General features: G+C 64.6%; 9 protein-coding genes. 2 read left to right on the forward strand and 7 right to left on the reverse strand.

Going from position 1 to position 12,948, the window contains the following annotated elements:
* Positions 1 to 47: 47 nt before the first annotated feature.
* The 7 genes from ACWICV_RS09535 to ACWICV_RS09565 form a co-directional block, all read right to left on the reverse strand.
* Positions 48 to 653: a TetR/AcrR family transcriptional regulator gene (locus ACWICV_RS09535; RefSeq protein ID WP_402471425.1), complete on the reverse strand. Its 606-nt coding sequence runs from the start codon at positions 651 to 653 to the stop codon at positions 48 to 50.
* 81 nt (positions 654 to 734) lie between these two features.
* Positions 735 to 2,888, reverse strand: coding sequence for an acetate--CoA ligase family protein (locus ACWICV_RS09540; RefSeq protein ID WP_454090345.1), 2,154 nt, complete (start codon positions 2,886 to 2,888; stop codon positions 735 to 737).
* 127 nt (positions 2,889 to 3,015) lie between these two features.
* Positions 3,016 to 5,223: an acyl-CoA dehydrogenase gene (locus ACWICV_RS09545; protein ID WP_454090344.1), complete on the reverse strand. Its 2,208-nt coding sequence runs from the start codon at positions 5,221 to 5,223 to the stop codon at positions 3,016 to 3,018.
* 421 nt (positions 5,224 to 5,644) lie between these two features.
* The gene (locus ACWICV_RS09550; protein WP_454090343.1) at positions 5,645 to 7,732 is read right to left on the reverse strand and encodes an ABC transporter ATP-binding protein; all 2,088 of its coding nucleotides are present in this window, start codon (positions 7,730 to 7,732) and stop codon (positions 5,645 to 5,647) included.
* On the reverse strand, positions 7,733 to 9,466 hold the full coding sequence (locus tag ACWICV_RS09555; protein ID WP_332731553.1) for an ABC transporter ATP-binding protein: 1,734 nt from the start codon (positions 9,464 to 9,466) through the stop codon (positions 7,733 to 7,735).
* A 256-nt stretch (positions 9,467 to 9,722) separates the two neighbouring features.
* Positions 9,723 to 10,973 carry an amidohydrolase gene (locus ACWICV_RS09560; protein WP_454090342.1) on the reverse strand — a complete coding sequence of 417 codons (1,251 nt, stop codon included), beginning with the start codon at positions 10,971 to 10,973 and terminating at the stop codon, positions 9,723 to 9,725.
* Between the two features lie 141 nt (positions 10,974 to 11,114).
* Positions 11,115 to 11,765, reverse strand: a complete 651-nt coding sequence (locus ACWICV_RS09565) for a 4a-hydroxytetrahydrobiopterin dehydratase (RefSeq protein WP_454090341.1) — start codon at positions 11,763 to 11,765, stop codon at positions 11,115 to 11,117.
* Between the two features lie 190 nt (positions 11,766 to 11,955).
* Here ACWICV_RS09565 and ACWICV_RS09570 point away from each other — a divergent pair, with 190 nt between their 5' ends.
* Positions 11,956 to 12,492 (forward strand): hypothetical protein, encoded by a 537-nt coding sequence (locus tag ACWICV_RS09570; RefSeq protein WP_454090340.1) that lies wholly within the window; start codon positions 11,956 to 11,958, stop codon positions 12,490 to 12,492.
* Entirely contained in the window at positions 12,492 to 12,947 is a 456-nt protein-coding gene (locus ACWICV_RS09575; RefSeq protein ID WP_454090339.1) for a DUF421 domain-containing protein, read from the forward strand. The genes ACWICV_RS09570 and ACWICV_RS09575 overlap by 1 nt, the downstream gene beginning before the upstream one ends.
* Position 12,948: the final 1 nt, after the last annotated feature.

Genomic DNA, 12,948 nt, shown 5'->3' on the forward strand with positions numbered 1-12,948 from the left:
GGCACCCCCGGACCGGGAGACAGGAATTGAGGGGAAAGGGCCAGGCCCTAGGCTTCGGCTTGCTCCAGCCGGTGCTGGATCAGCGCCACGAAGCGGTCGAGCACCCCATAGGCCTGTTCCATGGTCTTGTCCTGCAGCAGCACCCGCGAGACCACGTCCAACAGCACCGCCCACACCATCACGGTGATGTCCGCGGCTTCGGCATCGTCCAGCACGCTCATTTCCGCGCGGATCGGCGCTTCCAGCGCCTCTCCGAGGCGAGCCATGACCGGGACGACGTCCGCCGCGGTGCTGCTGCGCAGCTGCAGGATCGCCTTGTAGAAGTACGGGTGCTTCTCGAAGCTGCTCAAGGCATTGCGCAGCCGCAGCGAGATCGCTTCCGTGGTGGACAGCCCGGTCTCCGAAGCCCCCGACCGCTGGGCGAAGGGCAACGCCCAGTCGTAGACCACGTTCGCGTACAGGTGCTCCTTGGAATTGAAGTACCGGTACAGAGTCCCCAGCGCGACGTTCGCCGCGGAGGCCACGTCGCGGATCTGGATCGAGTCGTAGTCCTGCGCCCGCAACAGGTCCTTGCCCGCGTCGATGATGCGCTGGCGCCTGACGACCTGGTAGGCCGGAAGCTCTGCCTGCTCCATGGAAATTGTTCCCGCCATGATGTGCCTCGTAAGTGGTGTGTGCCGTGGATTCCAACGGTATCACCAAGTTTTGGGCGAATTGCCTGCCACCAGTAATCATTACCGGTCCTTCCAGCGGATCAGGGCGTCCAGCGCCTCGATCTGCTGACCGGCAACCCGTAGCGGATTGATTTCAAGTTCTTCCAAGTCCTCGCCCAGCGACTGCGCAACCTGGGTGATCTGGAAGATCACCCGCGCGAGCTCGTCCAGATCGGTGGCCTCGCTGCCGCGGAAGCCCTTGAGCAGCTCGATGCCGCGCAGCGATTCGAGCATGCGGCGGATCTCCGCCAGGCTGACCGGCAGCAGGCGCAGCGCAGTGTCCTTGAGGATCTCCACCAAAACGCCGCCGAAACCGACTGCCAGCACCTTGCCCCACTGCGGATCGGTGATGATGCCGACCAGCAGCTCGTTGCCGGCAGGGCGCATCGGGGAGACCGCCACACCTTGGATTTTCGCGTCCGGAGCCAGCCGGGCCACCGAAGTGACGATGAAGCCATAGGCCTCGGTCACCTCTGCGGCGTCCTTCAGCATCAGGCGTACGCCCCCGACCTCGGTTTTGTGGGCGATGTCTTCGCTGGCGACCTTCAGCACAACCGGGTAGCCGATCTCCTCGGCCGTTGCGACTGCTTCCGCGGCGCTATTGACCACACGGCCCGGCACATAGGGCACGCCGTGCGCGCGCAGGAAGTCGCCGGTCTGGATTTCGCTCCACTGCTCGGCGCCTTCGGGCTTGGCAATAGCGGCCGGAGCCTCCAGCTGCGGTTCGGCGGCCAGCTGCGCGGTGCGCTGTCCCCACCAGACGCTGTGCCCGGCGGCTTCGATGCCGCGGTCAAAGGAGTCCGAGGCGTGCGGCAGGCCGTGCTCGGCGGCGAAGCCGCGCGCGAATTCGTTGACCTCGGTGGGCAGGAAACTCATGGCCACAACCGGCTTGGCCGAATTCTTGAGCTGGCGGTGCAATCCTTCCTGGGTGGGCTTGCCCAAATCCACCATGAACTGGTTGTTCGGCCAGGAGGTGTTCAGCACGACGAAGTCGAAGTTCTCATCATTGATGAATGCGTCGCCGGCCTTGGTGAGGATCGAAGGATCCACCGAGATGTAGCCGGTGGTGTCCATCGGGTTGTTCACCGCGGCGAATTCCGGCAGGCCGTCCGCACGCAGCTGGCGCACCGTGGATTCGGCCGGGGTGGGCAGCTGCAGGCCGGATGCCTCGGCCTTGTCGGCGACCAGCGCGCACATTGCGCCGGAGCCGGTGACCACGCCGAAGCGCGGGCCGGGCAGCGCGCCGTAGGATTCAAGGATCCCGGCGGTGGCGACCAGGTTCTCGATGTTCGCCACGCGGATCACGCCGAACTGCTTGCACACCGCGTCGAAGATCTTGTCATCCCCGGCCAGCGACCCGGTGTGGGCGGCGGCGGCCTTGGCCGAAGCCTCGGAGGCGCCAGCTTTGAAGATCACGATCGGCTTGCCGGCTTCGCGGGCGCGGCGGGCCACGTCCAGGAACTGTGCGGTGTCGGTGACCTGCTCCAGGTAGGAGGCGATGACCTTGGTGTTCTCGTCATCCACGAGCATCGACATGACGTCGATGGCCGAAATCATGGCCTCGTTGCCCACGGTCACGGAAATCGAGGTGCCAACCCCGCGGCTTGCCATATACGGTAGCAGGTAGATGGCCAGCGCGCCGGACTGGCTGGCCACGCCGACTCCGCCGGCCACCAGCGGCAGCTCCGTCATGTGGGCGAAGGCTGCTACCTTGGCATGCGCATTGATGAAGCCCAGGTTGTTCGGGCCCAGGATCAGCTGGTCGGCTTCGCGGGCGCGGTCCACCAGCTGCTGCTGCAGCGCCTGCCCTTCCGGCCCCGCTTCGCCCAGGCCGGAGGCCAGCACGATCAGGTTGCGGATGCCGCGGTCGATGCACTGTTCCTGGATCTCGGGCAGCGAGTTCGTGCCGGTGAGCACGATGGCCAGTTCAGGGGCTTCGGGAAGCTGCGCAATGCTGGCGTAGGACCCCTGCCCGTGGCATTGTTCCCCGCGGCGGTTGACCAGGTACAAATCCCCGGTGAATCCGGCGGCCCGGAGATTGGAGTGGGCGAAGTGGGACCAGGTGGAGTTGGTGTTCGCACCGATAATCGCTATGGAACGCGGTTCAAGCAGCTCGCGCAGGCGCTGGGGCGAGAGGGTTTCGTTGGTGCGGAGTTCATTGGTCGCAGCGGTCATGCCTTGGGTGTCCTTTCACGGCGCGCTCCGTCGTCGTCGGCGGGCGCATTTCGGGCTACGGCCCGAAAGAATGCTTGGGATTACTGGAGTCTCGGGCTTGCGGTTCAGGGGTGCGGGTGGGCTGCGCCTAGCTGCGCGGCAGCCCCAGGATCCGCTCGGCAATCACGTTGAGCTGGATTTCGATGGTGCCTCCGCCGATCAGCGCCGATGGAACCGAGAGCTGGGAGTTGACGGCGTCGGCCGGTGCGTGGGCGAAGAGCGCTGCGGGTCCGGCAAGCTTCAGCAGGTCCCCGGCCGCCTGCCGGGCCAGGCGGCCGTGGGCCACCTTGGCCAGCGAGGAGCCGGTGCCCGGCTGCAGGCCGTTGACCTGGCGCAGGGTTTCGCGCAGGTTCATCGCCCCGATGGCGGTGCTGATCGCGGCGGCGCGGCCCAGCACCTCCAGCGCGTTCCGCCGGGTTCCGGCGAAGTTCTCCCCCAAGATCAATTCGCGCAATCCGTCCTCGGTGCCCATGGAGACACCGGAGGAAATCTGGGTGCGCTCGTTCTGCAAGGTGGTGGCGGTAATCCGCCAGCCCTGGCCCGGCTCGCCCAACAGGTAGTCGTCCGCGACGAACACGTCATCCAGGAAGACCTCGTTGAATTCGGCTTCGCCGGTGGACTGGCGCAGCGGGCGCACGTCCAGTCCGGGAGCCGACATGTCCACGAGGAAGTAGCTCAGGCCCTTGTGCTTGGCGACCTCGGCATCGGTGCGGGCCAGGCAGATGCCCCAGTGCGCTTCGTGGGCCCCGGAGGTCCAGACCTTCTGGCCGCTCAGTTTCCAGCCGCCGTCCACCTTGACGGCTCGGGTGGACAGGCCTGCCAGGTCGCTGCCGGCTCCGGGCTCGGAGAACAGCTGGCACCAGATCAGTTCGCCCTTCAGCGTGGGCAGCGCGAACTGTTCCTTAACCGCTTCGGAACCGAAAGCGAGGATCGTCGGCATGGCCCACTCCCCGATGACCGAGGATGGCTGCAGCATGTCGCGGCGGGCGTATTCCTGGGAGATGATGACTTGTTCGGCCGGGCTGGCGCCCAGCCCGTAGGGGGCTGGCCAGTGCGGGGCGGCCAGGCCGTTTTCGGCGAGGAAGCTGCGGCGCGAGCCGCGCGAGTACCAGCGTCCGGCTTCGTGCTCGTTGCGCAGTTCGGCTGCGGTGTCCAGCAGCGCGGCGATGCGGCTGCGGAACGCGGAGTCCTGCTCGTCCAGCTCTACCTCGATCTTGCGTTCGGTGTGCAGTGCGGCTTCGCCGGCTGCCTCCAGTTCGCCGCTCAGGGCGGCGTTCAGCGCGTTCAGGCTGATGGCCCGGCGCCAGTACAGGTGGGCGTCGTGCTCCCAGGTGAAGCCGATGCCGCCGAGGATGGTGATCGCTTCGGTGACTGCTTCAATGGATGGGACAATCGCTGCTTCAAGCGCGCCGGCGGCGGCCAGGTGCTGCTGGGCTTCGTCCTGGCCGACGGAGACGACGGCGGACCAGGCTGCGGAGGTGGCCATTTCGGCCGCGATCGCCAGGTTGGCGCATTTGTGCTTGATGGCCTGGAAGGAGCCGATCGGGGTGTTGAACTGTTCGCGGATCTTGGCGTAGCCGGTGCTTTCCTCGCTGGCCCAACGCATGATGCCGGCGGCTTCCGAACCGGTGAATCCTGCGTGCAGCGCGGCGATCTTGCTGGCAGTGGCGTTGCCCAGCACCGCGTCGGCGAGAATGACGACATTGTCCAGGACCAGGGTGGCCGCATCGCGGCCCAGGTCGGTGCCTTCGGCGGGGACCATTGAGACCCCGGCGGCCTGCGCTTCGATGACCGCGTAGCGGACGGTATCCGCAACGGTGAAGCCCAGCACCAGGTACTTGGCGGCCAGTGCGCCGATGACCTGCAGCTGGCCGGCAACGGCCCAGCCTTCGGAGATCTGCACGACCTTGAGCTGGCCGGTGGCCAGTACCAGGGCTCCGGTGGCGCCTTCGGCGAAGGCCGCGACGATCGGCTGGTTGTAGGCGTTCGGTTCGGCCAGGGTGACCGCTGCGCTGGCCAGCACGGTCGGCAGGAAGGGGCCTCCGACGTAGCGATGGCCGAATTCCTCGATGACGATGGCGGTCTCCACCAGCGTTCCGCCTTGGCCGCCGAGCTGCTCCGGGATGTGCAGGGCATGCAGGCCGGTCTCCAGCAGTTCGTTCCAGAAGCTTGGAAGTGCACCGGTGGCCAGCTGCTCGTGCTCGTCCCGAGTGATCAACGTGTCTACGCTTCGGCGGGTGAAATCGACCACGGCCGACGCGAGATCATTTTGTTCCTCGGTCAACGACAATGCCATGTCCAGTGCTCCAATCAGGGAACTTCGCTCCCCGCCCAGAATGTGACCGGGGTTACTTATATTCAATAACTGAAACTAGACTCTAGTTTAAGTTTGTTACCTAGGCAACACCTTTTCGGAAGAAAAAACTGCTTGACATTCGCGAGAATTCAAGGGGCCGCGGCAAGGTCGATTTTCCGTGGACCGCTCGACGCGAAGGTACGCGAAAACGGGCTGTGCGCTCCGGCGGGTTTCGCAGGAATCATCGCTCCAAAGCTTACCGAAATCGCTGGGGTTGCTGGTTTCCCCTATGCGAGCGTGCAACCTTCCAGCTTCATTCGCCCCGGCATGGAAAACGGGCATGGAAAAGCCGTGGCTGGGACGGGTTATGCCCATCCCAGCCACGGCTGTCGCATCACTGCTTACCAGGTATCCCTAGTTCCTAGGAATCGAGGTTCGGCTCCGATCCGGGAACCGGCGTCTCAGCCAGCGGAATTCCGCCGGTTACCGCGGGCACCGCAGCAGTATCCGGATTCGCATCCACGTCCTCGGCCGGGCCAGCGAACTGCGACTGGTACAGCCGGTAGTAGGCTCCCTGGGTCCCCAGCAGGTGCTCGTGGTTGCCCTGCTCCACGATCCGGCCGGACTCCATCACCAAGATGGTGTCCGCGTCGCGGATCGTGGACAGCCGGTGGGCAATCACGAAGCTGGTGCGGTCGCTGCGCAGCGCGGCCATCGCCTGCTGCACCAGCAATTCGGTACGGGTATCCACCGAGCTGGTCGCCTCGTCCAGGATCAGCAGCGACGGGTTGGCCACGAACGCGCGGGCAATGGTGATCAGCTGCTTCTCGCCGGCCGACACGTTGGTGCCTTCCTCGTCGATGATGGTGTCGTAGCCATCGGGCAGCGCGCGCACGAAACGGTCCACGAAGGTCGCCTTCGCGGCCGCGATCACTTCCTCATCGGTCGCATCCAGCCGGCCGTAGCGGATGTTCTCCATGATGCTTCCGCCGAAGAGCCATGCGTCCTGCAGCACCATGCCAACCTTCGAGCGCAGGTCGGCGCGGGAAAGATCGGTGATATCGCGGTTATCGAGCATGATCTTCCCGGAGTTCAGCTCGTAGAAGCGCATCACCAGGTTCACCAGCGTGGTCTTGCCCGCGCCGGTCGGCCCGACAATCGCCACCGTGTGCCCCGGATCCGCATCGAAGGACAGGTCCTCAATCAGCGGCTTGTCCGGGCTGTAGGAGAAGGACACATTCTTGAAGGAGACATGCCCGTCGGCGCGGGCAGGAAGGCTGTCCTGCGCGTCGTCCGGTTCCTGTTCCTCGGCGTCCAGCAGCTCGAAGGTGCGTTCAGCCGAAGCCACGCCGGACTGCAGCATGTTCGCCACGCCGGCAATCTGGCCCAGCGGCTGGGTGAACTCGCGGCTGTACTGGATGAACGCGGTCGCGTCGCCCAGGCTCATCGTGCCCGAAGCCACGCGCAGCCCGCCCACCACGGCGATGCCCACGTAGGCCAGGTAGGACACGAAGTTCATCACCGGCATGATCATGCCCGAGACGAACTGGGCGCCGAAGCTGGCCTTGTACAGTTCCTCGTTGCGCGCGGTGAAGCGGTCCACCATGTCCGCTTCGCGGCCGAAGACCTTCATCAGCTCGTGGCCGGAGAAGGATTCCTCGATCTGCCCGTTCAGCGCGCCGGTGTTCTTCCACTGCGCGGTGAACAGCTTCTGCGCCCGGGTGCCGATAATGCCCGCGGCAGCTGCCGAAAGCGGCAGGGCCACCAGCGCGATCAGCGCCATTTGCCAGGAGACCACGAACATCATGATCACGATGCCGATAACGGTCATGGCCGAGGAGACCAGCTGGCTCAGCGCCTGCTGCAGCGCATTCTGGATGTTGTCCACGTCGTTGGTCACGCGCGAGAGCAGATCGCCGCGCTGGCGGGTGTCGAAGTAGTTCAGCGGCAGCTTGTTGATCTTGTCCTCGACGTCCTTGCGCAGGTTGTAGACCACGCGCATGACCAGCTTGTTCAGCAGCCAGCCCGAGGCCCACGAGAAGAGCGAGGCGACGAAGTACATGGAGAGCACGATCAGGATGTACTGCGAAAGCTGGGTGAAGTCGATGCCCTGCCCGGGGACGAAGTCCACCTTGGAGAGCATGTCGGCCTGGGTTCCCTGCCCGGAGTCGCGCAGCTGCTGGATCACCAGCTCCGCGGGCGTGCCGGCCGGGATGTTCTTGCCGATCAGCCCGGCGAAGATCACGTCCATGGCCTTGCCCAGGATCCGCGGTGCGATCACCGAGAGCACCACGTACACGGTGATCAGCGCGAACACCAGGACCATGCCCAGCTTGTACGGGGACATCAGCCCGACCAGGCGCTTGGCCGATGGCCAGAAATGCTCGGCCTTGCGTACCGGGGCGCCACCGCTCCAGTCGTCGGTTCCCGCCGCGGCATCGAATTCATTGACGTCCGCAAGCTCGCTTTCGAGCTGTTCCGGATCGATATTCTTCTGCTTCTTCGCCATTTAGGCCACCTCCTCCACGCTCAGCTGGGATGCCACGATTTCCTGATAGGTTTCCGAGGTTTCGAGCAGTTGCTCGTGGGTACCCCGGGCCACGATTTCGCCATGGTCCAGGACCAGGATCTGGTCCGCACCGGTAATGGTCGATACGCGCTGGGCCACGATGATCACCGCGGCGTCCTTGGTCGGTTCGGCCAGGGCCGCACGCAGCCTGGCATCGGTGTTCACATCCAGTGCCGAGAACGAATCATCGAACAGGTAAGTGTTCGGCTTCGCGGCCAGGGCCCTGGCAATGCACAGGCGCTGGCGCTGTCCGCCGGACACGTTGGTGCCGCCCTGGGAGATCTTCGAATCCAGCTGGCCTTCGCGTTCTGCGACGAAGCCGTCGGCCTGGGCCACTCTCAGCGCATCCCACAGGTCATCTTCGGTAGCGTCCTGGGCGCCGAAGCGCAGGTTGCTGGCGATGGTCCCGGAGAACAGGTAGGGGCGCTGCGGCACCGCGGAGATGTTCCGCGAAATGGTGTCGCGTCCCAGTTCCCTCAGCGGCACCCCGCCGATCAGGATTTCGCCTTCGGTGGCGTCGTAGAGCCGCGGGATCAGGTTCAGCAAAGTGGTCTTGCCGGCACCGGTGGAGCCGATGATGGCAGTGGTCTGCCCCGGATTGGCGGTGAAGGAAATATCGTTGAGCACCGGCGCCTCGGCGCCGGGGTATCCGAAGCTGACGTTCTTGAATTCCACGGTGCCCGGGGTGGGCAGCGCGACCTGCCGTTCGGCGGCATCGAGCATGCTCGGCTCGCTGTCGAGCACCTCGGAGATGCGGTCGGCCGAAACCATGGCACGGGGAATCATCATGGCCATGAAGGTACCCATCATGACCGCCATCAGGATCTGCAGCAGGTACTGCAGGAAGGCGGTCAGCGCGCCGACCTCCACCTGGTTGTTATCCACCCGGTGCCCGCCGAACCACAGCACGGCGGCGGTGGACAGGTGCAGGATCATGGTGATCGCCGGGAACATCAGCACGAACAGGTTGCCGACCTTGACACCGAGGTCGGTCAGCTTCTGGTTGGCATCGGCATAGCGCTGCGTCTCATGCTCTTCGCGCACGAAGGCGCGCACCACGCGGATGCCGGTGATCTGCTCGCGCAGCACGCCGTTGATCCCGTCGATGCGGGTCTGCATATCGCGGAACAGCGGCATGAGCTTGATGACCAGCAGGCCCACGACAATGAGCACCAGCGGTACCGAAACCCAAACGAGCCAGGACAGTCCGGGATCTTCGCGGATCGCCATGATCACGCCGCCGATGGACATGATCGGCGCGGTGATCATGAAGTTCAACGCCATCAAGGTGAGCATCTGGATCTGCTGCACGTCGTTGGTGCCGCGCGTGATCAAGGTGGCGGCGCCGAATTTGTTGACGTCCTGGGCCGAGAAGGTCGAGACCTTCTCGAAGACCGACTGGCGGATGTCGCGGCCCACGCTCATGGAGGTCTTGGCCCCGAAATAGACGGCTGCCACCGCGGTGGCTACCTGGATGAGGGCCACCACCAGCATCAGTCCGCCGGTGCGCCAGATGTAGTCGATATCGGCTTCGACCACGCCGACGTCGATGATCCTGGCGTTCAGGCTAGGGAGATAAAGAGTGGCCACGGTGGTGGCCAGCTGCAAAATGACTACGGCAATGATCCACCCCGTATACGGCTTGGAGTGTTTTAAGATGAGCTTGAGAAGCATGTGGAAAATCCTCGCTGGCATCAAGCTCTCCGGCATGCTGGACCTTCGGATTAAGGGCAGCGTGATTGAAGAGCGATTGCCAGTCTAGCGCTCGCCTTGGACACTTTGAATCATCCTTGCGATTGATTTTTATCAATCACTGTCAGGCATCCGCATTCCCGCAGGGTCCCGGGTCTGGTGGCGTTAATCATAAACCGTGTATTTACCGGCAGGACAGGTGCCGGTTACTTGCCACCAGCTCCTCTTGCGGTGGACATCATCGTTTTGCCGAGTCCTGTGCCCCGTGGCCCAGATAGGCCAAGGCGGCCACCACCTGGGCGCGGGTTCCGGTTTCCAGGGTCGGATGGATCACCGGCGCGAAGAATGGCGAGTGGTTCGCCGGGATCTTCGAGGCAACGGTGCCCTCGGCGACCGCCGCCCGGTAGGTGTCCGGTTCCGCGCAGCCCACCGTCCAGTAGGCGTACGGGATGCCGAAAGCCTCGGGGATGACGCTGAAGTCCTCCGAGGCGGTGGCCGGTTCGGCCTGGTAGACCTGGCCCCGGTCGAAGTGGTCTTCGAAGGCCTTGGTGATCCGGTCGTTGGCCACCGCGTCGTTGCTGGTCAGCGGGAACTGGTCGTAGAACGCGAAGTCCGGTTCCTTGGGCGAGCCGGCCGCGGCGCATTCGCCGCGAACGATGCGTTCGATGGAGTCGATGACGCGCTGGCGCAGCTGGAGATCATAGGTGCGAATGTTCAGCAGCAGCTGGGCCCGGTCCGGGATGATGTTCGCGGCGCTGCCGGCATTCAACGCGCCGACGGTCAATACTGCGAACTGCCCGGGCCGGGTTTCACGCGAAACAATGGTCTGCAGCTTGAGCACGATGGACGAGGCCAGGACTACCGGGTCCACCGAATTATGCGGCATCGAGCCGTGCGCACCGCGCCCGTAGACGGTGATGCGCAGGCTGTCGCCGGCGGAAAGGATCGGTCCCGCGGTGGTGCCGATCCTCCCCGCTTCGACGGGCATCACGTGCTGGGCCAGCGCCACATCGGGCGTCGGGATCCTCTCCACCAGCCCGTCGGCCACCATGGCCTTGGCCCCTGCGGCGGTTTCCTCGGCTGGCTGGAACAACGCCAGATAGGTGCCGGACCAGCGCTCGCGGTTCCCGGCCAGGAACCTGGCCGCTCCCAGCAAGGTGGCCATGTGCATGTCATGGCCGCAGGCGTGCATGGCCCCGGGGACCGTGGAGGAATATTCCAGCCCGGTGTTCTCGGCGACCGGCAGGGCATCCATGTCGGCCCGGGCCAGTACCACCGGCCCCTCGCCATTGCGCAGGATTCCGACGATTCCGGTACCGCCGATCAGGCAGGTTTCATAGCCCAGATCCTCCAGTTCCTCGCAGATTCGCGCCGAGGTCTCGTGCTCGGCCAGGCCCAGTTCCGGATGCCGGTGGAAATGCTTATAGAGCTCGGTCTGCCAGGGCAGCTGCTGCGAGATCGAGGCGGTGATTTCCTGTGCGGTGCCCATTGGCTTCCTTCCATCGCGCCCAGCATCCGAGCCCCCAAGGCCCCGCTGGCTTATCCGCTGTCAATCTATCCCCTGGCCGGCAGGACAGTCCAGAATCCGGTCGATTGCACCGGGAGCAATGGCCGGCTCAGGCCAAGGCCGCTAGCGGTCCTGCTCGGTGCAGATGCAGAAGCGGTTGCCCTGGTGGTCGCTGGCTATGGTGAAACCCGGAGCGCTGCGCTCATCGAGCACCGCACCCTGGCTCTCCAGCTGCGAAAGCACGGCAGCGCTTTCGGTGTGGGGAACCCACACATCCAGATGCAGCCGTGAGGGATGAGGCGTCGGGGAGTGCTGGAACCAGATGGCCGGCAACCTGCCCGCAGGATCGGCGAGGCTGCCGTCGGGCTGCTCGCGGTAGCCCAGGCCAGCGGCCCAATCCCCGGTTATGGCTTGGGCGTCGTCGGTGTCGATGCCGATTTCCACCACCTTGATCAAATCCAGGCGCGCTTTGGCATGCAAGGCGGCGGCCCGCTGCGTGATTTCCGAGGCCATCGCGAGGTCCCTTTCGGTGATGTCGCCACCGGCGTCGTGGGACACGGTCGAAACGAACAAGAGGTTGTAGCGCCAGTCCACATCAGGATGGTGGTTGGCCATCTGCGCTGCGCCAGCGATGTCGCTGAACAATTCGATGGCTTCTGCCGAGCTCTTGGTCTCGTACACGGTGCAGAGCTTCCCGGCCAGCTTGCGCCACTGCGGCAGAGCCTCCAGCCGAGAGGCCAATTCGGTGCTTTCAATGCGGTCGTTTACGGTCATGATCTCCTCCTCCTGGTGCAACTGTGGCACCACTTCCGGGCCGGCTCAAGCGGTCGGCCGCAACGCACAGGTTGGCGCCAGCGCCAGCCGCTGCGAACTGGATGCCGCCTGTGAACCGGAACTCGGCTGGTCCTGGCGCAGGCGAATCGGCTTAGCCTCGATAGCAAGAGCGCAAGGAGGGCCCCATTCCATGCTGAATATCTTCCAGGCCAAGATCAGCGACTCGACGCTGGATGACATCACTTCGGAGGACAGCAATCGCAGACGCCGGCTGCTGAGCCTCGCCGCCCTGCTCGTGATTGCAGCCTTCGTGCTGGCGGCTCTGCTCGGCGCATTCGACCAGAAGAAGAACATCGAACAACAGGCCGACGGCTTCGCGGTCCAGCTGCAGTTTCCCGCGGTGGTCCGTGCCGGCAATGAAATCCAGCTGAGGGTTGGGATCAGCTCTGCCGACCCTTTGCCCGAGACCATCACGCTGGACCTGAGCGAGGACTATCTCATGCTCTTCGAGGACTTCTCGGCCTTTCCCGAACCGGAGTCCGAGTCGAGCCGAGCTGACGGAACCATTGAATTCGAGGTGGCCCCGGCACCGGGGTCGCGGCACATGGTTGCCACCCTCACGGGCCGGGCTTCGGACGAATGGTCGCCGAGCGCCAAAGGCGTGCTCGGAATTACGGTCAACGGCGAAAGCACCGACCTGAAGATCAGAACTTGGAGGATCCCCTGATGGAAATCGTCATCCGCGCAGCCACCGCCTTCATCATCCTGTGGCTGGTCACGCGCGCCGCCGGCAGATCGACCCTGGGCGAGCTCAGTTCCTTCGAGCTGGTGCTGTTCGTCGTCCTGGGCGATCTGGTGCAGCAGGGCATCACCATGGAGGACCGTTCGCTCACCGGCAGCCTGCTGGCGGTATTCACCATGGTGGTCCTGGCCGCTGCGCTGAACTTCGCCAATATGCGCTGGCCCAAGCTGGGCAAGCTGATGCAGGGCCGCCCGATTGTGCTGATCCGCGACGGGGTCCTGGACCGCAAGGCCCTGCACAACGAGCGCATTGGGCTGGACGAATTGAGCATGCTCGCCCGCCAGGCTGGCATCGAGAACTACAGCAGCATCCGGCTGGCGATACTGGAAGCCAGCGGCAAGGTTTCCTTCTTCACCCAGGAAGCCGAATCCCGTCCGTGAC

It is taken from the genome of Glutamicibacter sp. NPDC055354, from assembly GCF_053644955.1.